Origin of the sequence: Actinomadura sp. WAC 06369 (genome assembly GCF_003947565.1) — a bacterium.
GTDB lineage: Bacteria > Actinomycetota > Actinomycetes > Streptosporangiales > Streptosporangiaceae > Spirillospora > Spirillospora rifamycini.
Genome location: NZ_QHJN01000033.1, coordinates 22,628 through 40,416, shown reverse-complemented (window position 1 = coordinate 40,416; position 17,789 = coordinate 22,628). Strand labels below are relative to the sequence as shown.

General features: G+C 76.1%; 15 protein-coding genes. 7 read left to right on the top strand and 8 right to left on the bottom strand.

What is annotated here, in order from left to right; genetic code table 11:
- Positions 1-47: 47 nt before the first annotated feature.
- Entirely contained in the window at positions 48-794 is a 747-nt protein-coding gene (locus DMH08_RS11825; RefSeq protein ID WP_125613681.1) for a zinc-ribbon domain containing protein, read from the top strand.
- Between the two features lie 30 nt (positions 795-824).
- Here the strand turns inward: DMH08_RS11825 and DMH08_RS40955 are convergent, their stop codons facing one another.
- Entirely contained in the window at positions 825-1,001 is a 177-nt protein-coding gene (locus DMH08_RS40955; protein ID WP_199747754.1) for a hypothetical protein, read from the bottom strand.
- 105 nt (positions 1,002-1,106) lie between these two features.
- Here DMH08_RS40955 and DMH08_RS42350 point away from each other — a divergent pair, with 105 nt between their 5' ends.
- Entirely contained in the window at positions 1,107-3,770 is a 2,664-nt protein-coding gene (locus DMH08_RS42350) for a helix-turn-helix transcriptional regulator (protein WP_199747753.1), read from the top strand.
- On the opposite strand, the gene DMH08_RS11815 is transcribed toward DMH08_RS42350, so the two are convergent.
- The 5 genes from DMH08_RS11815 to DMH08_RS11795 form a co-directional block, all read right to left on the bottom strand.
- Positions 3,767-5,029, bottom strand: a complete 1,263-nt coding sequence (locus DMH08_RS11815) for an erythromycin esterase family protein (RefSeq protein ID WP_125613678.1) — start codon at positions 5,027-5,029, stop codon at positions 3,767-3,769. The two genes, DMH08_RS42350 and DMH08_RS11815, sit on opposite strands and share 4 nt — an antisense overlap.
- A 91-nt stretch (positions 5,030-5,120) precedes the next feature.
- Positions 5,121-5,567 carry a carboxymuconolactone decarboxylase family protein gene (locus DMH08_RS11810; protein WP_325052920.1) on the bottom strand — a complete coding sequence of 149 codons (447 nt, stop codon included), beginning with the start codon at positions 5,565-5,567 and terminating at the stop codon, positions 5,121-5,123.
- An 88-nt stretch (positions 5,568-5,655) separates the two neighbouring features.
- Positions 5,656-6,132 (bottom strand): RrF2 family transcriptional regulator, encoded by a 477-nt coding sequence (locus DMH08_RS11805; RefSeq protein WP_199747752.1) that lies wholly within the window; start codon positions 6,130-6,132, stop codon positions 5,656-5,658.
- Between the two features lie 48 nt (positions 6,133-6,180).
- Positions 6,181-7,119: an arylamine N-acetyltransferase family protein gene (locus DMH08_RS11800; RefSeq protein ID WP_125613671.1), complete on the bottom strand. Its 939-nt coding sequence runs from the start codon at positions 7,117-7,119 to the stop codon at positions 6,181-6,183.
- A complete protein-coding gene (locus DMH08_RS11795; protein WP_199747751.1) occupies positions 7,116-10,226 on the bottom strand; it encodes a BTAD domain-containing putative transcriptional regulator in 3,111 nt (1,036 codons plus the stop codon). Before DMH08_RS11795 ends, DMH08_RS11800 begins: the two co-directional genes overlap by 4 nt.
- A gap of 102 nt (positions 10,227-10,328) precedes the next feature.
- Here DMH08_RS11795 and DMH08_RS11790 point away from each other — a divergent pair, with 102 nt between their 5' ends.
- Positions 10,329-11,204 carry an NAD(P)-dependent oxidoreductase gene (locus tag DMH08_RS11790; RefSeq protein ID WP_199747750.1) on the top strand — a complete coding sequence of 292 codons (876 nt, stop codon included), beginning with the start codon at positions 10,329-10,331 and terminating at the stop codon, positions 11,202-11,204.
- 30 nt (positions 11,205-11,234) lie between these two features.
- Here DMH08_RS11790 and DMH08_RS11785 read toward each other — a convergent pair whose 3' ends face one another.
- Positions 11,235-12,641 carry a sensor histidine kinase gene (locus DMH08_RS11785; protein WP_233617538.1) on the bottom strand — a complete coding sequence of 469 codons (1,407 nt, stop codon included), beginning with the start codon at positions 12,639-12,641 and terminating at the stop codon, positions 11,235-11,237.
- Positions 12,642-12,769: 128 nt separating this feature from the next.
- Positions 12,770-12,922 (bottom strand): hypothetical protein, encoded by a 153-nt coding sequence (locus DMH08_RS40075; protein WP_157433047.1) that lies wholly within the window; start codon positions 12,920-12,922, stop codon positions 12,770-12,772.
- Positions 12,923-13,284: 362 nt separating this feature from the next.
- Between DMH08_RS40075 and DMH08_RS11780 the strand changes: the two genes are divergently transcribed.
- From DMH08_RS11780 to DMH08_RS11765, 4 genes are all read left to right on the top strand, one after another.
- Positions 13,285-14,235 carry a GlxA family transcriptional regulator gene (locus tag DMH08_RS11780; RefSeq protein ID WP_125613662.1) on the top strand — a complete coding sequence of 317 codons (951 nt, stop codon included), beginning with the start codon at positions 13,285-13,287 and terminating at the stop codon, positions 14,233-14,235.
- A 30-nt stretch (positions 14,236-14,265) separates the two neighbouring features.
- On the top strand, positions 14,266-14,868 hold the full coding sequence (locus DMH08_RS11775; RefSeq protein WP_125613659.1) for a DJ-1/PfpI family protein: 603 nt from the start codon (positions 14,266-14,268) through the stop codon (positions 14,866-14,868).
- An 82-nt stretch (positions 14,869-14,950) separates the two neighbouring features.
- On the top strand, positions 14,951-16,567 hold the full coding sequence (locus tag DMH08_RS11770) for a CocE/NonD family hydrolase (RefSeq protein ID WP_125613656.1): 1,617 nt from the start codon (positions 14,951-14,953) through the stop codon (positions 16,565-16,567).
- A 958-nt stretch (positions 16,568-17,525) separates the two neighbouring features.
- Positions 17,526-17,780, top strand: a complete 255-nt coding sequence (locus tag DMH08_RS11765) for a hypothetical protein (protein ID WP_125613653.1) — start codon at positions 17,526-17,528, stop codon at positions 17,778-17,780.
- Positions 17,781-17,789 lie beyond the last annotated feature (9 nt).

Here is a 17,789-nt window from a genome sequence, read left to right as displayed (position 1 = left end):
CTTGGCGTCAAATTTCGCATTCGGGTGAATTGCGGTAGGGCCATCACATGGCGCGAGGGTCGAGGAGGCACGGCACCGGTCGCCAAGGCGATGCCGCTGGTGGGCGCGGCGGCGGCGTCCAGTGGGAGGAGCATCCGCTCTACGGGCCGATTCCCTATCGGCGCTCGCCGATCGGCTACGATCCGGCATTCCGGCCCAACCTGCCTCCCGGCGCGATACGCGGTGACCCGTCACGGCAGGTGAAGTTCTGCCCGCATTGCCGGCCGCCCAAGTACTTCTACGTGGACCAAGAACTCCGCTGCCGGAATTGCGGCACGACGTTCAGTTGGCCCGCGGAACAGCAGCGCCACTGGTACGAGGTCCTGCAACTGTCCGTGGCGGGCAAGCCGCCCGCGCTGTGCCCTGACTGCAGGCGGGAACGGCGGACGGCCCGCGCGATCGGGCGGCGGCTCGCTCGCGCGGCGGACGGCGTCCGAGAGAACCCCGACGACGTCGACGCACTGGTGGAGTTCGCCGCCGCGATGGCCGAGCACGGCAGGAAACTCGGCTCGGGCGACCTGGCGCGCGGGGTCGCCGCGGCGCGCAAGGCCGCACGCCTCGACCCGAGCGCGGTCGCCGCGCACTTCTGGGAGGCGGCATGCCACGAGGCCGCGGGCCGCGCCGAGCGAGCGGCCGACTGCTATCGGCGATTCGCGCACGAAGCACGCACACGCAAGACCCTGAGCGTGCGGAAACTGCTCAAACAGGCCCATCTGCGGCTCGCCGAACTGAACGGCCCGGCGGAGCACCCGTGACAGCGGGCCTTCCGCGGCTGTGAACGCGGTCTAGATACGGGTCTGCGGCGTGTAGCCCTGGTCCTCGCCGCCGGGCGTCTCGGCCTCGGCGTTGGGCGGGTCGGTGGGGCCGGGCGTGTGCTCCTCCGCGAAGTCGGGTTCGGGCTCGCCGGGGTCGTCGCGCCGGTCGGCGAGCGGCTTGTCCTGGTCGCGCTTCTCCTGGTCCATGGTGGGACCGCTACCCGGTGGGCGGCGTTCGATTCGGACGCGCCCGCCGGGCCTGCGCGCCCGCCGGGCCGACCGGGCGCGCCCCGAGCGCTTAGCCTGGCGATCGTGCTGTACGGGCGAGAAGACGAACAGGCCGTGATCGACCGGCTGCTCAGCGGGGCCCGGGACGGGCGCAGCGGGGTGCTCGTCCTGCGGGGCGAGGCGGGCATCGGCAAGACCGCGCTGCTGGAGTACGCGGCGGAGCGGGCGGCGGACGCGCGGGTGCTGCGGGCGACGGGCGTCGAGTACGAGAGCGGGATGCCGTACGCGGGCCTGCACATGATGCTCGGCCGGCACCTGGACGGTCTCGGCGCGCTGCCGGACCCGCAGGCGCGGGCGCTGCGCGCGGCGCTCGGGATGGGCGGCGAGGGCGGCGACCGGTTCCTGGTGGGCCTGGCGGTGCTGACGCTGCTGGCCGACCTGGCGGAGGAGCGCCCGCTGGTGGTGCTGGTGGACGACGCGCAGTGGCTGGACGGGCCGTCGGCGGAGGCGCTGCTGTTCGCGGGGCGGCGGCTCGGGGCGGAGCGGATCGCGGTGCTGCTGGCGGCGCGGGAGCCGGGGGACTTCCGGGCGGCGGGGCTGCCGGAGCTGCGGCTGGCCGGGCTCGGCGCGGACGCGGCGGCGCGGCTGCTGGCCGCCCGCGCGCCCGAACTGCCGCGGCACGTCCACCACGAGGTCCTCACGGAGGCGATGGGCAACCCGCTCGCGCTGCTGGAGTTCCCCGGGACGGCGGGCGGCTCGTCCGCGTACGAGCGGATCCGGCGGTCGTTCGGCGTGCAGCTCGCGGCGCTGCCGGAGCCGTCGCGGCTGTTCGTGCTGCTGGTCGCGGCGGACGACCTCGGGGACGTCGGGGTCGTGGCGGACGCGGCGGCGCGGCTCGGCGCGTCCGTCGCGGACCTCGAACCGGCGGAGCGCGCCGGGCTGCTGCGCACCACCGCGGAGGGGCGGATCGAGGTGCGGCATCCGCTGATCCGGTCGGCGGCGTACGGGGACGAGCCGCTGCGGCGCAGGCTGGAGGCGCACCGGGCGCTCGCCGCGGCGTACGGGGAGCGGGCCGACGGCTGCCACCGGGCGTTCCACCTGGCGCGTTCGGTGACGGGACCCGACGAGGAGGTCGCGCGGGTCCTGGAGGACGCGGCGGAGACGGAGCGGAGCGCGGGCGGGTTCGCGTCGGTGGCGGCGATGTACGAGACCGCCGCGGACCTCAGCCCCGACCGGGCGGAGCGGGGGCGGCGGCTGGCGGCGGCGGCGCGGGCCGCGGCGGACGCGGGACTGGCGGAGCGGGCGGTGGAGCTCGCGGCGCGGGCGGAGCCCGACCTGGCGGACCCGGTGGCGCGGGCGTCGCTGACGCTGATCCGGGCGACGCTCGCCGACGAGCAGGACCGGACGAAGGAGGCGTACCGGCTGTTCGCCGACACCGCGGCGGACGTGGCGGGCACCGACCCGATGACGGCCGGGTACCTGTTCTTCCAGGCGGCGTCGGCCGCGGCGAACGCGGGCGACTTCGCGGCGGTGCAGGGCATCGCGGAGCGCGGTGCGGGACTGCCGAACGGGCACCACCTGGCGGCCCTCGCCCGCGTGTTCCCCGGCCAGAACCCGTTGGGGGAGTCGGGGAGCGCGGACGGCGTGGCGGCGCTGCGCGAGCTGATCGACGGGATGACGCACTGCTTCGGCGCCCGCGACCGGGTGCGCGCCGGCATGTGGCACCTGCTGATCGGGGACGTGGCGGGCGCCGAGGAGCACGCGGCGCTGCTGGAGCGGCGGTTCCGCGACGAGGGCGCGATCGGGCTGCTGCCGGCCGTGCTGATGCTGCGGTCCCGGACGCTGGTGTTCCTCGGGCGGCACCGGGAGGCGCTGACGGCCGCGACGGAGGGCCTGCGGATCGCCGAGGACACCGGGCGGCACCGCATCCGCGTCTACCTGGAGACGGTCCTGGCGCAGCTCGCGGCGATCGAGGGCGACGAGGCGCGGTGCGCCGAGCTGACCGCGGAGGCCCTCGCGCGGGGCGTCCCGCCGAGCGACGTCCACGCGGCGGCGGCGCGCAGCCTGCTGGACCTCGGGCTCGGGCGGCACGAGGAGGCGCTGCGGCGGCTGGCGGACGTGGTCGCGGGCCCGCACCGGCAGGGGTCGATCGCGAGCCTGCCCGACCTGGTGGAGGCGGCGGTGCGGTCCGGGCGCCCGGACGACGGCCGGGACGCGGCGGCCTGGTACGCGGAGTGGGCGGCGCAGGTGCGGCAGCCGTGGGCCGAGGCGGTCGCGCTCCGCTGCGAAGCCCTCCTCGGACCGGACGAGCGGGCAGAGGAGACGTACACGCGCGCGCTGGACCTGCATCGCGACAGCAAGATCCCGTTCGAGCGCGCCCGCACCGAGCTGCTGTACGGGGAGTGGCTGCGCCGGGCCCGGCGGCGGAACGACGCGCGGGCGGTGCTGCACGCGGCGCTGGAGCGGTTCGAGCGGCTCGGCGCCGCACCGTGGGCGGAGCGGGCCCGCACGGAACTGCGGGCCGCCGGGGAGAGCCTCGCCGCCGGCCCCGCCCCGGACGATCTGGCCGCGCGGCTCACGCCGCAGGAACTCCAGGTCGTCCGGATGGCGGCGACGGGGATGAGCAACCGGGAGATCGGCGCGCAGCTCTTCCTCAGCCCCCGCACCGTCGGCTACCACCTGTACAAGGCGTACCCGAAGCTCGGGGTGGCGTCGCGCGGCGAGCTGGCCCGGCTGCCGCTGGGTTAGGGGAGCGGCCGGGCGGGCGTGACCTCCCGGCTGTGGACGACGACGTCGAACAGCGTGCCGGGCGCGCCGCCCCGCACGTGGTGGTCGGGGTCGTCGCCGGGCCGGTAGCCGGGGCCGGTCACCCGGACGGGCGCGGGCGTGCCGAGCCACGCGCCGACCGCGTCCGTCCGGGTCCGGGCGCCGCGCAGGTCGAGCAGGTAGTGCGGCGGGCCGGCGGTGCCGAGCACCGCGTCGCCGTACGCGGCGGGCGGGGACGGGACGCGCACGCCGCCGTGCACCGCGCCGCGGTCGAAGGTCAGCCCGACCGCGAGGAAGCGCTCGCCGAGCCGCCGCCGCAGGCGGCCGCCGGTGTTCGTCCGGGCGGGGCCGAGGCCGCCGGGCGGTGCGGTGTCCGCCCGCGCCCGCCCGCCGTTCACCAGCGCCTCCCCGGCGGACGCGTGCGCGGTGCCGCCCCAGTAGACGACCTTGGAACCGGTGTGCTCGTGCCACCACAGGATGTTCTCCGCGAACCGGGTCTCGACGCGTTCGATGTCGAGGACGGGCCGCGCGTGCAGGTGGTGGAAGTCGGCGATGGCCTGCGCGTGCCGGACGGCGAGCGGGTCGACCGGCAGCGACCGGACGAGCGCGAGCGCCCGCTCGGCCCGCTCGATGCGCGGCCCCTTGTCGGCGAGCGCCCGGTACCGGGCGACGTGCTCGTCGATGGGGCCGTCCGGGCGCAGCGGCCCGAGGTGCGCGCGGAGTTCCGGCAGGCTGCCGGGCGCGGCGCGCCGCACCTCCTCCTCGACGGCGTCGTAGACGGGCGCGCGGGTCGCGTGGAAGTCGAGCCCGATGATCCGGACGGGGTCGTCCGGGTGCCGCTCGTTGAACGACCGGATCCACCGGAGCGCGTCCAGTATTTCGGCCGTCTGCCAGGGGAGCCACGCGTCGCGGAGCGCCGCGGCGGGGTCGTCGCGGCCGGTGCGGGCGTACGCGTCGAGCCGCAGGCCGGTCGACCGGTCCTCTTCGAGTGCGACGGTGCGGAAGCCCAGCTCCTCGACGAGGAACCGGGTGACGCGGTCGTGCAGGACGAACAGTTCGTGCGCGCCGCGGGTGGCGGTCGCCAGGGCGACGGCGGCGGTGTCGCGGGCCGCGTCCCGGAGGGGTTCGAGGTCGGTGAGCGGCCCGTCCGCGGTGTCGGCGCGGACGGGCCGCGCGGCGGCGGCGATCCAGTCGGCGACGGGGTTCCGCCCGGCTTGCCGCGCGGTCTTCTCGCTGGTCATCGGTGCTCCTTTCGGTACCGACGACGCTAGGGAGGGCGGCCGCGGCCGGGCATCCGTCAGGTGACCGGTCGTGCCCCGGACGGCGGCCGGGTCAGCCGATGGGGGTGCCCGCGACCTGCCGGGTGGTGACGTTGAGGCGGTTCCAGGCGTTGATCGCCGCGATGGCGAAGAGGAGGGCGGCGAGGCTCTCCTCGTCGAAGGCGTCGGCGGCGTCGTCCCACACGTCGTCGGGGACGCCCGCCGGGTTGTCGGCGATGCGGGTGGCGGCCTCGGCGAGCGCGAGCGCGGCGCGCTCCTCGTCGGTGAAGTACGGCGCCTCGCGCCAGGCGGCGACCGACCAGAGCCGCTCGTCCGTCTCGCCGGCCTTCTTGGCGTCGCGGGCGTGCATGTCGACGCAGAAGCCGCACCCGTTGATCTGGCTGACCCGGATCCGGACCAGTTCGAGAGTGGCGGCGGGGACGCGGCTCCGCGCGACGAATCCCTCCAGGTTCAGCATGGCCTTGAAGCCGCCGGCGGCGATGGCGGGCATGTTGCTCATCCGCGGTTCCATTTTGTCCCTTTCAAGATGGGGAATATCCAGGTTGTGGCCGGAGCCGGGTCGGGTCGGGTGGGATCGGACGGGGGGGTCAGGTGCGGGCGTACCAGGCGCGGACGTGGCCCGGGAGGTCCGGGTTGCCGCGCGTCGCCGCCGCGCCGACGTCGGCGAGGGTCTGCTCCGCCAGCGCCTTGCGCCAGGCCAGCTCGGCCTTCTGCATGGCGGTGTTGACGGCGCAGGACCCGCGGAAGAGCGACTCGGGCGCCTCGGAGCCGACGCCGCGCCGCCGGATCTCGGTGCACTGGAACGCCGGTTCCGTGCCCTCGATCGCGGCGACGACGTCCATCATCGTGATCTCCGACAGCGGGCGCGCGAGCCGGAATCCGCCGCGCGCGCCCGGCGTCGAGGTGGCGATGCCGGCCCGGACGAGGGCCTGGAGCTGCTTGTTCAGGTACGGGCGGGGCAGGTCGTAGCCCGCGGCGATCCGCGCGGTCGGCACCGGGCCGTCCTCGCCGAGCCAGTCGAGCAGGAGGCAGCAGTGCGCCGCCCACTCGACTCCCTCGCTCATCCGCATAACCGGGATACTACAAGTCCAGGTTGGTGCGCGCCACCCCGGTCACGCGCGCGCTTCGAGCCACGCGACGAGCCGGGCCGGGTCGTCGCCCTCCAGCGTGATCGCGAACTCCGAGGCCAGGACGTCCGGGAGCGCGGCGGGCGCGTGCTCGCGCGTCTCGACGGAGCCGTCCGGACGCGTGACGGTGGCGGTCGTCCCGTCCAGCACGCGGTGCTCCTCGGCCAGGAACCGCTGGACGAACGGGCGCGTCGTGAACGGCGAGCGCGGATGCGCGTACACGTAGAAGTTGAGCGCCTCGAAGTCGATCCGGTACGCCTCGTCCATCGTGAAGACGTGCCGCCGGATCCAGCCGCCGGGGTCGCGCTGGTGCAGCTCCCAGCGGTCGGCCGAGCCGAGCGGCCCCGGCCCCGCCGGGTCCCGCCGCAGGCGGTAGGCCCAGCCGTCCTGCTCGACCGCCGCGCCGCCGGCGAACCGCAGCGGCTCCAGCGGCCCGCCGCCGAACCCGACGTCGCAGAGCCAGCCCGGCTCGTCCGCCGGCCGGTCCGGGAGGCGGACGTGCAGGATGCCGTGCGTCGGCGGGCGCAGCTTCCGCGCGCCCATCATCACGCGCCCGAGCAGGCCGGTCACCTGGAAGCCGAGCCGCTCCAGCACCGCCGCGAACAGGGCGCTGTGCTCGAAGCAGTAGCCGCCGCGCGGCCGCCGGACCAGCTTGTCCTGCACGGCCTCCAGGCCGGTCTCGATCGGCCGGCCCAGCATGATCTCCAGGTTCTCGAACGGGATGGACGTGACGTGCGCGCGGTGCAGGGCGCGCAGCGCGGCCTCCGTCGGCGGGAGCCCGGCGTCGAGGCCGACGCGCTCCAGGTAGGCGGGCAGGTCGACCGCGTCGCCGCGCCAGCCGAAGCCGAGGTCTTCCGCGCGGTCCGCTCCGGGGTCTTCCACCGGGCCCGCCGCGGGGGCCGGTGCCGTGTCTGCCGTGGTCATCGGGACGTCCTCTCGGGGATATTTCCGTCAAAAGGGGAAACGCCGAGAGCATCGGTGATCCTCCCGCCGATCCGGTCGACTTCGCGCCGCTCGCCCGGCGGCAGCGGCGCCCCGGCCGACGCCCGCAGCTCCGCCGCCTCGCGCAGCAGCCGGACGGCCTCCCCGTGCAGGCCCGCGAGGGACCGGGCGCCCGCGAGCCCCTCCAGCGCCAGCGCGACCGCGCGCGGGTCGCCCGTCGCGCGGGCGGCCGCCAGGCTCTCGGCGTGCAGGGCGGCCGCCGCTTCCGCGTCGCCGCGCTCCTCGGCGACGAAGCCGAGCTGCGCGAGCACGAACGCCACTCCGGCCGTCCCGCCGATGGCGCGCAGCCAGCCCAGCGGGGCGCGCAGGTGTGCCTCGGCGGCGTCGAGGTCGCCGCGCGCCCGCGCGACCAGCCCGAGCCCCACCTCGGCGAACTCCTCGGCCGACTTCGACGCGTGCCGCGCCGCCGTGCAGAGCGCGCGGTCGTGCAGGTCGTGGGCCTCGTCGAGGGCGCCGCGGAGCAGCGCGATCCGGCCCAGCCCCGACAGCCGGAACGACGCCTCCGGCCACATCCCCAGCTCCTCGGCGAGCCGCAGCCCGGCGCGCAGCCGGTCCGCCGCCGCCGCGTAGTCGCCGGTGATCTCGGCGTGCTGGGACAGGACGCTCGTCGCCTCCAGGCGCCCCCACGGATCGCCGAGACCGTCGAACAGCTCCAGGCTCTCGGCGGCGTCCGCCCGCATGGACGCCACGTCGCCGCGCCCCACGGAGAGCATGGCGCGGGTGGCGAGAGCGGCGGCCGTGTACCAGCGGTCGGCGCGCGCGCGGAAGACGGCCAGGGCCTCGTTCACCCGGTCATGGCCCGCCTGCAAGTCGCCGTAGGCCCAGTGCACGTGACTCAGGAGCCACTGCGCCTTCGCTCTGTCGAACGGGTCGGCGTCCTGGTACCGCTCCAGGGCGGCGCGGCGGAGCTCGTCGGAGTCCGAGCTCTCCCCGGACGCCATCGTCATCACCGCGAGCCACGTCTCCGCCTCCCGCCGCTCAGCGCCCCCGGAATCCCCGGCCGCCGATGCCAGGACGTCCGCGAACGCGCCGCGGGCCTCGCCGAACCGGCCGCGCAGGTACCAGTGCCAGGCCAGCGCGTTCACGAGCCGCAGCGCGAGGCCCGGCGGCGCGTGCTCCAGCGCCGCGCGGAACCCGGCGGCCTCCGCGTCCAGCCGGCCGAGCCACCGCGCCTGCTCCGGCCCGCGCAGCCCGCCCGCCGCCCGCTCCGCGAGCCCCACCAGGTACCGGGCGTGCCGCAGCCGCAGCCCGTCCTCCTCGCCCGCCTCCCGCAGCCGCTCCAGCCCGTACGCGGCGATCGACTCCAGCAGCCGGTACCGGCCGTCCGCGCCCCGCACGACGAGGGAGCGGTCCACCAGCCGGGCGAGGACGTCGAGGTCCGCGCCGGACACCTCCGCCGCCGCGTCCGCCGTGCAGCCGCCCGCGTGCACCGCGAGCCGCCGCAGCGCCGCCCGCTCGTCCCCGCCGAGCAGCCCCCAGCTCCAGTCGATCGTCGCGCGCAGCGTCCGCTGCCGCTCCGGCCCGCGCCGGGCGCCGCCCAGCACCCGGAACCGGTCGTCCAGCGCCGCCGCGAGCTCCCGCACCCCCAGCGCCCGGACGCGCGTCGCCGCCAGCTCCAGCGCCAGCGGGACGCCGTCGAGCCGCCGGCAGATCGACGCGACCCACGGCGCCGCCGCCGCGTCCAGCGCGAACCCGGGCGCCGCCGCCGACGCCCGCGCGACGAACAGCCGGACCGCCCCGGACCGCCACAGGTCGCCGGGATCGGTGCGGCCCGGCAGGTCCAGCGGCGGGACGATCTGGAGCCGCTCGCCCGGCACCCCGAGCGGCTCCCGCGACGTCGCGAGGATCCGCAGGCCCGGCGCCTCGGCCAGCAGGCGTCCGGCCAGCTCGGCGGCCGGTTCGGCGACGTGCTCGCAGTTGTCCAGGACGAGCAGGGCGCGGCGCCCGCGCAGCGCGTCGGCGAGCCGCGCCGCGATCCCCGCGCCCGGATCGGCCGGTTCGTCCCGCAGCCCCAGCGTGCGCGCGACCAGCTCGGCGGCGTCCGCCGCCGTGCGCGGCCGCTCCGGCGCCAGCTCGACGAACCAGGCGCCGTCCGGGTGGTCGGCGGCCGACCGCCCGGCCGTCTCCAGCGCCAGCCGCGTCTTACCGACCCCGCCCGGGCCGGTCATCGTCACGAGCCGGTGCTCGCGCAGCAGCGCGCGGGCCCGCTCGACCGCCGCGTCCCGCCCGATCAGCTCGTCCAGCGGCACCGGCAGCCGGGCGGCCGGCCGCGGCCGCACCGGCTCGGCGGGACGGTCCTCCAGGATCTCCTGGAACAGCTCCGACAGTTCGGGACTCGGGTCGACGCCCAGTTCCTCCGCGAGCCGTTCGCGCAGGTCGTGGTAGCCGGTGAGGGCCTCGCCTCGCCGCCCGGCCCGGTGCAGGGCCCGCAGGTGCGCCGCCCGCAGCCGCTCCCGCAGCGGCGCCCGCGCCACCGGCCCGGCCAGCTCCGCCGCCAGCGCCGCGTGCTCGCCAAGGTCGAGCCGCGCCTCGGCGTGCTCCTCCAGGGCCGCGAGCCGCCGCTCCTCCAGCCCGGCGGCCGCCTCCCGGACGAACGCGGCGTCCGCGAAGTCGGCGAACGCGGGGCCGCGCCACAGCGCCAGCGCGTCCCCGAGCAGCCGCGCCCGGGCGAGCGCGTCCGCCGTGTCCCGGGCCCGGACGAGCAGCGCCGCGAACCGCCCCGCGTCGACCGCGTCCGGCTCGGCCAGCAGCACGTACCCGGACGGACGCGTCGCGATCAGGGCCCGCGCGCCCGGTTCGGCGTCGTCCAGCACCTTCCGGAGCTGCGACACCCGCGCCTGGAGCGTTCCGGCGGGGTTGCGGGGCGGCCGGTCGCCCCACAGCGCGTCGACCAGCCGGTCGGCGGGCACCGTCCGGCCGGGCTCGGCCAGCAGCGCCGCGAGGACCGCGCGGACCTTCGTCTCCGGGACCCGCAGGGCCGTCCCGTCGTCCGTCCACACCGCGAGCGGCCCCAACACACCGAAGCGCATTTCGTCACCGTATATCCCGCTACGGACGGACCCGTAGGACATCCGAAGCGCCCCCGGCGACCGTGGAGCCATCACGAAAAGCGCACCGCTATGGGAGGAATGATGAAGGCTCCGGTGACGGTCGTCGGCCTCGGCCCGATGGGCAAGGCGATGGCGGAAACGTTCCTGAAGAACGGCCACCCGACCACCGTGTGGAACCGCACCGCGTCCAAGGCCGCGCCCCTGGTCGAGCAGGGCGCGACCCTGGCCGCGACCCCGGACGACGCGCTCGCCGCGTCCGAATTCGTGGTCATCAGCCAGACCGACTACAAGGCGATGTACGACTCGCTGGACGGCGCCGAGATGAAGGGCCGCGTCCTGGTGAACCTCAGCTCCGGCAGCCCGGACGAGCTGCGCCGCGCGGCCGAATGGGCCGCGGGCAAGGGCGCCGAGCTGCTCACGGGAGGCGTCATGGTGCCGCCCCCGGGCATCGGGCAGCCCGGCGCGTACATCATGTACAGCGGCCCGGAGGCGCTTCTGGACCGGCACAGGGAAACGCTGCGCGTGCTCGGCGACACCACCTACGTCGGCGCCGACGTCGGGCTGTCCAACCTGTACTACCAGGCGCAGCTCTACCTGTTCTGGTCCACGCTCACGGCCTACCTGCACTCGATCGCGATGCTCCAGTCGGCGGGCGTGTCCGCCGAGCAGTTCCGCCCGTTCGCGACCGAGACCGTGACGTCGCTCGGCGTCGACGGGCCGATGGGCTTCCTGCGGATCCTCGCCGAGGAGGCCGACGCGGGCCACAGCCCCGGCGGGGAGAACAGCATGCTCATGATGGCCGTCGGCGCCGACCACATGGTCGAGGCCGCGGAGGCGGCCGGCATCGACACCATGGGCCCCCGCGCGCTCCGCGACCTGTTCTGGCGCACCGTCAACGCCGGCCACGGCGCCGACGGCCTCGGCAGCGTCATCGAGGTGGTCCGCAAGGGCGCCTGACGCCCCGCCCGCCGCGCCCGCCGCACGGGGTCAGGGGGCCTCGGGCGGCGGGGCGAGGGGCAGGCGCATCTCGAAGTGGGCGCCGGGCAGGCCGCCCGCGGGGGCGTCGACGAGGCGGAGGGTGCCGCCGTAGATCTCGGCGATCTCGCGGGCGATGGGCAGGCCGAGGCCGGTGCCCTGGGGGTCGCGGCGGCGGGAGTCGGTGAGGCGGGCGAACCGCTCGAAGATGCGCTCGCGGGCGTCCGCGGGGACGCCCGCGCCGTCGTCGGCGACCCGCAGGACGGCCTCGCCGCCGTCGCGGGCGACGGTCACCTCGATGCGGGACCCGGCGTGCCGCTCGGCGTTGCCGAGGAGGTTCCCGACGACCCGGGCGAGCCGGACCGGGTTCGCCTCGACGACCGCGCCGGGTTCCAGGCGCGTGGCGACGGGCGGGCCGGACGTGCGGCGCCGCACCTCGCGGCGCGCCAGGTCGGCCAGGTCGACGCGCTCGGCGGGGACGGGCGCGCGGGAGTCGAGCCGGGACAGTTCGAGCAGGTCGACGACGATGTCGTTGAGCCGCTCGGTGTCGCGGAGAGCGGCCCGGACCGTCTCGCGGTACTCCTCCGGGTCGTCCTCGTCGAGGGCGAACTCCAGGCGGGTGCGGAGCCCGGTGATGGGGTTGCGCAGGTCGTGGGACGCGTCGGAGATGAAGCGGCGCTCGCGGCTCATCGCCTCGTCGAGCCGTTCGAGGGTCCGGTTGACGGTCTCGGCGAGGCGCTGGATCTCGCCGCCGGTGCGGGGGACGGGCACCCGGTGCGCGAGGCCGCGGACGGTGAACTCGGCCATCCCGGCGCGGATGCGGTCGACGGGGACGAACGCCTGCCCGATCGTGCGCCACGTCCACCAGCCGATCAGCCCGAGTAGCACGGCCAGGAGCGCCGCGAGGGCGAGCGGCAGCGGCCAGATCTGCCCGAGCAGCGGGACGGGCTCGGCGGCGATGACCGTGATCCCGCCGCGGGGCCCCGCACCGGGGAGCCGCACGCCGAAGTAGCGCACGCAGCGGCTGCCGTCCGGCAGGCAGCTCCGGCCGCTGACGAGCAGCTCGCCGCGCTCGATGGCGTTCCGGCCGAGCGGCGGCCGCCCCGTGGCGGGGGGATCGGCGGCGACGATGCGGCCGTCCGCGTCGATGACCTGCATCAGCGGCGCCTCGTCGGCCCGCGGGACGAGGGCGTCGGCGTAGGACGCGCCGTGGAGCAGGTCGTAGGCGACGCGTTCGGCGGTCCGCTGCGCGGTGCCCTCCGTCCGGTTCATGAGCGCGTCGCGGGCGAGGAGGAGGACGAGGACGAACACGAGCGCGAGGAACAGTCCGGACACCGTCATGGTGAGCACGGTCGCGCGGCCGCGCACGGACAGGAACATGCGGCGGCTCCAGTGCTGGAACCGATCTCGCCTCGTCACGGCCGAGCCCCCGAGCGTCGCCGACGGTGATCCTTGACTACTCAGGGTAGGCGATCGGGGTGGCGGGCACCGGCGGAGGGCACCGGTGGAGGGCTCCCGGCCCCGGGCGGACCCGGGGCCGGGGGCGGTCAGCGGCCCCGGTTGAGCTGCCGGGTCGGCAGCTGCCGGGCGTTCCGCCGGTTGTGGTTCGCGAACGCCGCCGACTTCACGTCGGGCCCCTTGCGCTTGTTCTTCTTCTTGGCGTTCGGGAAGGGGATGTTCTCCTGGTTAATGGCACGCATGAATGAACCACCTCCGGGCAGGCTCGAATTCGGCCGAAAAGAATGGCCGTGAAAAAGGGTGAGCGGGCGGCGCGAGGCCGGGACGGCACGCCGACGGCACCGCTCGCACGCGTGCGAGCAGCGGGTACGGAGCGCGTCCGGGACGCCGAGGGATTCGGGAGCGGGGCCGGCGACACGACGTCGCGGGCGGCTCAACCGGAGAAGCATCAAAGCAGCATGGTTAGAAGTAAGCCACATGGCTCCGGCGGTGTCAACCGCTATTTCCGATAATTGTGCGCGGCCCTTTCCGGGGGGAGCCGATGGCGCGATGTGTGGGGCACGTGTCGTTGACGCCATCGCCCGGCGGCCCCGAGCCTGGAGGCATGCGCGTCGCGTTCGTGATCTACGAGGACTTCCAGGTGCTCGACCTGACCGGCCCCCACGAGGTGTTCGGCTACGCGGGCGGCTACGACCTGCGGACGGTCGCGCCCGCGGCCGGGCCCGTCCGGTCGAGCGGCGGGCTGCCGGTGCACGCCGCGCACGGCGTCGCGGACCTGCCGCCGGACGGCGTCGACACGCTCGTCGTCGCGGGCGGCACGGGCGTGGACGCGGCGCGCCGGGACGCGGCGCTCGCCGGGTGGGTCGCGGACGCGGCGCGGCACGCGCGGCGGGTGGCATCGGTGTGCAGCGGCGTGTTCCTGCTGGGCGCCGCCGGCCTCCTGGACGGCCGCCGCGTCACCACGCACTGGGCGCGCGAGGAGCAGCTCCGCCGCGAGCACCCGGAGGCGGCCGTCGACTGCGACCCGATCTTCGTGCGGGACGGGCGCCTGTGGACGTCCGCCGGGGTGACGGCCGGGATCGACCTGGCGCTCGCCCTCGTGGAGGACGACCGCGGCCGCGACGCCGCGCACGCGGCGGCGCGGGAGCTGGTGATGTTCCTGCGCCGCCCGGGGAGCCAGTCGCAGTTCAGCGTCCCGCTGTGGTCGCGGCAGCCGGAGAGCGACCCGATCCGGGCGGCGGTCGCGGCGGTCCAGGCCGACCCGGGGGCGCGGCACGCGATCGGCGACCTGGCGGACCGCGCCGGGCTCAGCCCCCGGCACCTGCAGCGCCGGTTCGCCGCCGAGCTGGGCGTCCCGCCCGCCGCCTACGTCGAGCGGGTGCGGGTGGAGGCGGCGCGGCGGGCGCTCGCGGAAGGCGACGAGCCGGTCGAGGCGCTCGCGCGCCGGCTCGGCTTCGGCACGGGCGAGACCCTCCGCCGGGTGTTCCACCGGCGGCTGGGCGTCGCCCCGGCCGACTACCGGAACCGATTCCGAGGCACGAGGGAGCACGCATGACGAGGGAGCGCACATGACGAGGGAGCACGCATGACGACGTACGGGCTGCTGGTGTTCGAGGACGCCGAGGAGCTGGACTTCGCGGGGCCGTGGGAGGTGTTCGCGGTCTCGGCGATGCTGCGCGGCGCGGGCGACGCGACGGTGCTGATCGGCGAGCGCGCCGAGCCCGTCCGCTGCGGGAAGGGGATGCGGGTCGTGCCCGACCGGACGATCGGCGACCACCCGGACCTGGACGTCCTGCTGGTCCCGGGCGGGCGCGGGGCGCGGGTGGCGCAGCCGGAGAACCCGGCCGTCACCGGCTGGATCGCGAAGACCGCCGAACGGGCCGCGTGGACGGCGAGCGTGTGCACGGGCGCGTTCCTGCTGCACGCGGCGGGCCCGGCGCGGGGCCGCCGCGTCGCCACGCACCGGGCGTGGGAGGACGAGCTGGAGCGGCGGGGCGACGTCACCGTGGTGCGGGACGCCCGGTACGTCGTCGACGGGAACCTCGTGACCAGCCAGGGGGTGTCCGCCGGGATCGACATGGCGCTCTGGCTCGTGGGACGCCTCCACGGCCGCGACCACGCGCGCGCGGTGCGCACGTACATCCAGTACGAGCCCGCCCCGCCCTACCTGGCGGACATCCCCGAGTAGCGTTCGGTCCGCGCCCGCCGGGTGATGTACGGTCGCGGCGACATCGGACCTTTCCCGGCCCCGTGCCGCCGGAGGCGACGCCATGAGAATCGCTGACCGCCTCCTCGGGCTGCCCGCGGAGACGACGCCGGCGGTCGAGACGGCCCGCGACCTGCGCGTCCCGATGCCGGACGGCGCGGTCCTGCGCGCCGACCTGCACCGGCCGCGCGGCGCGGGCCCGCTCCCGGCCGTCCTGGTCCGCACCCCGTACGGGAAGGCGCAGCGGCTCGTCCGGCTGTTCGCGGGGGTGCTGGCGCGGCGCGGGTTCCAGGTCGTCGTGCAGGACGTGCGGGGCATCGGCGGCTCGGACGGCGAGTTCCGCGCGTTCCACCACGAGCGGGACGACGGGCTCGCGACGCTGGCCTGGCTGCGGGCGCAGCCGTGGTGCGACGGGCGGGTCGCGATGGCCGGGGCCAGCTACCTCGGGTTCACGCAGTGGGCGGTCGCGCCGTACGCGGACCCGCCGCTCGCGGCGCTCGGCCTCGGCGTGACGGCGTCGGAGTTCGCGGGCTCGTTCTACCCGGGCGGGGCGATGGCGCTGTTCAACACGCTCGTGTGGTCGGCGTCGATGGGCACGCGGGACGAGCGGCGCTCGCCGCTGCACGCGCGGCGCGTCCGGCGGGCGCTGCGGCACCTGCCGGTCGGGGAGGCGGACCTCGCGGCGATCGGCCGCCCGGAGCCGTTCCTGCGGGAGGTCGCCGCGCACACCGAGCCCGGCGACGGCTTCTGGGCCGCGACCGACCACAGCGCGGCCGTCGCCGCGACCACCGCGCCCGCGAGCATGGTGACGGGCTGGTGGGACCTGTTCCTGCGCGGGCAGCTCCGCGACTTCGCCGCGCTGGACGCCGCCGGGCGCGGCCCCCGCATCACGATCGGCCCGTGGGGGCACGACGCGCGGGCGCTGCGGGCCGTCCTCGCGGACCAGGTGTCGTGGCTCCGCGCGCACCTCCAGGGGGACGCCGCCGAGCTGCGGCGCGCGCCCGTCCGGCTGTACCTGCAAGGGGCCGGGCGCTGGCTCGACTTCGACACCTGGCCGCCCCCGGAGACCGAGCCCACCCCGCTCTACCTGTCCCAGGGCCTCACGTGGGACGAACCGACGGGGACGGACGATCCGGCCACGTTCGTTTACGACCCGTTCGATCCCACGCCGAACATCGGCGGGCCGCTCCTGTCACCGGGCAAAGGACGGCAGCGCGACAACGCGGCGATGGAGCGGCGCGGGGACGTCGCGGTCCTGACCGGCGCGCCGCTCGACCGCGACCTCGACCTGATCGGCCCGGTGTCGGCGACCGTCCACGTCCGGACGAGCACCGGCCACGGCGACCTGTTCGTGCGGCTCTGCGACGTCGGCCCGGACGGCGTGTCCCGGAACGTCACCGACGGCATCGTGCGGATCACCGAGCCGGGGACCGTCCGCCTCGACGTCGAGATGCACCCGACCGGGTACCGGTTCCGGCGCGGGCACCGGCTCCGCCTCGTCCTCGCGGGCGGGGCGTTCCCCCGGTTCGCCCGCAATCCGGGCACCGGGGAGCCGATCGGACGGGCGGTGGCGATGCGCCGCACGTCCTTCGCGGTGTTCCGCGACGCGTCCCGCCCGTCGGCGCTCACGCTGCCCGTCTGGCGCGGCGGACCCGGCCGACCGGACCGTCCCGCTTCGTAGCGGTACGCCCCGTGGTTGCGACGTGCGGCGAACGCAACATGTAGTCCGCTCGTCGCAGAGAGTGGCCCGCTCGTCGACATGGAGCCGCGAACCCTCGAACTTCGCTGGACCGGGTGGCTACTTTCATCTCATCCGCCGCGCGCCGGTGCGAGCCGCTTCGGGGGGAGCGGCGAGCCCCAGAGAGCACCAGGCCGACGCGGCGGAACGGGGGGAGAGGGGTCACTTCGGGGGGAGTGGCCCCTCCGTCCCGTTTCCGGCACCGCGTTCCCGTCGCCAAGGGAACGATCGACGTGCCGAAGAACCGCGGCCAGGGACGTTCAGCGCCCGCGCGAAGTACACGACCGCGCGGACGAACCGGTACCCGGCCGACGACACCCGCTACGCGCCCTTCCTCAACCCGGCGCCGACCGCCGACCGGCACATCTCCGAGACCCGCGACACCCGCCCCGGAAGTCGACCCGGCCGCCCGCCCAGCACCCACCGCGCCACCGCGGCCCGGCGCCTGCCTGCGGGCCGCGCCGCGACCCCACACCCACCGCGACCCGGCGCCTGCCTGCGGGCGGCGCCGGGGCGCCGCGCGCCCGACGAGGGGCCGGGATGGGGGATATCGACCGCGACATACGGCGACACGCCGTGTGCCCCCGGGTGTCCGGTCGCCGCGCCGCTCGGACGTCCGGTCGGTGCGGGTGCTCGACGCGGCGCGGGCCGTCCGCCGGTGAAGGTCGATCTTCACTCGGTACCGCAACCGGAATTCTTCGTAAAGGAATTGCCGCAGGCGTCCAAACGGTGCGGGTAATCGACCAACCTCGTGGAGATCTGTAGCGCGCTTGGGGTGTTTTCCGCCGTCTGCCCCAAGTAGCGGTGATGCCCCTTTCCGTTGGGCCCGGACGGCGCCGCCCCGGAAAACTTGACCCGGCGGAAGTCGACTTCACCGGCGGCCTGCGAAATGGTCTCCCCCATGGATTCACGAATTCGCGGCAGCAGGGCGTCCGGGCCCACCGGATGGCTGCTCACCTTTCTCGGCGCACGCGAGCGGGGACTGCGCACCCACACCGGAACGGCGGCGGGCCCGGCGGAATGGCTGATGGTCTTCCTGGAGGTGGAGAGCGCCGAACTGGCCGGCCGGCAGCAGCAGCGGCCCGCGACCCTCCTCTCCCGCCGGGGCAGGGCCGAGGAGCCCGCCTTCGGCCGCATCACCGCACGCAGCGCATAGAGCGGAAAG

Excerpts from the sequence above, each read along its gene's own strand:
- DMH08_RS11825 (WP_125613681.1), top strand. The coding sequence starts at position 48 with ATGGCGCGAGGGTCGAGGAGGCACGGCACCGGTCGCCAAGGCGATGCC.
- DMH08_RS40955 (WP_199747754.1), bottom strand. The coding sequence starts at position 1,001 with ATGGACCAGGAGAAGCGCGACCAGGACAAGCCGCTCGCCGACCGGCGC.
- DMH08_RS11815 (WP_125613678.1), bottom strand. The coding sequence starts at position 5,029 with ATGACCAGCGAGAAGACCGCGCGGCAAGCCGGGCGGAACCCCGTCGCC.
- DMH08_RS11810 (WP_325052920.1), bottom strand. The coding sequence starts at position 5,567 with ATGAGCAACATGCCCGCCATCGCCGCCGGCGGCTTCAAGGCCATGCTG.
- DMH08_RS11805 (WP_199747752.1), bottom strand. The coding sequence starts at position 6,132 with ATGAGCGAGGGAGTCGAGTGGGCGGCGCACTGCTGCCTCCTGCTCGAC.
- DMH08_RS11800 (WP_125613671.1), bottom strand. The coding sequence starts at position 7,119 with ATGACCACGGCAGACACGGCACCGGCCCCCGCGGCGGGCCCGGTGGAA.
- DMH08_RS11795 (WP_199747751.1), bottom strand. The coding sequence starts at position 10,226 with ATGCGCTTCGGTGTGTTGGGGCCGCTCGCGGTGTGGACGGACGACGGG.
- DMH08_RS11790 (WP_199747750.1), top strand. The coding sequence starts at position 10,329 with ATGAAGGCTCCGGTGACGGTCGTCGGCCTCGGCCCGATGGGCAAGGCG.
- DMH08_RS40075 (WP_157433047.1), bottom strand. The coding sequence starts at position 12,922 with ATGCGTGCCATTAACCAGGAGAACATCCCCTTCCCGAACGCCAAGAAG.
- DMH08_RS11780 (WP_125613662.1), top strand. The coding sequence starts at position 13,285 with ATGCGCGTCGCGTTCGTGATCTACGAGGACTTCCAGGTGCTCGACCTG.
- DMH08_RS11775 (WP_125613659.1), top strand. The coding sequence starts at position 14,266 with ATGACGACGTACGGGCTGCTGGTGTTCGAGGACGCCGAGGAGCTGGAC.
- DMH08_RS11770 (WP_125613656.1), top strand. The coding sequence starts at position 14,951 with ATGAGAATCGCTGACCGCCTCCTCGGGCTGCCCGCGGAGACGACGCCG.
- DMH08_RS11765 (WP_125613653.1), top strand. The coding sequence starts at position 17,526 with ATGGATTCACGAATTCGCGGCAGCAGGGCGTCCGGGCCCACCGGATGG.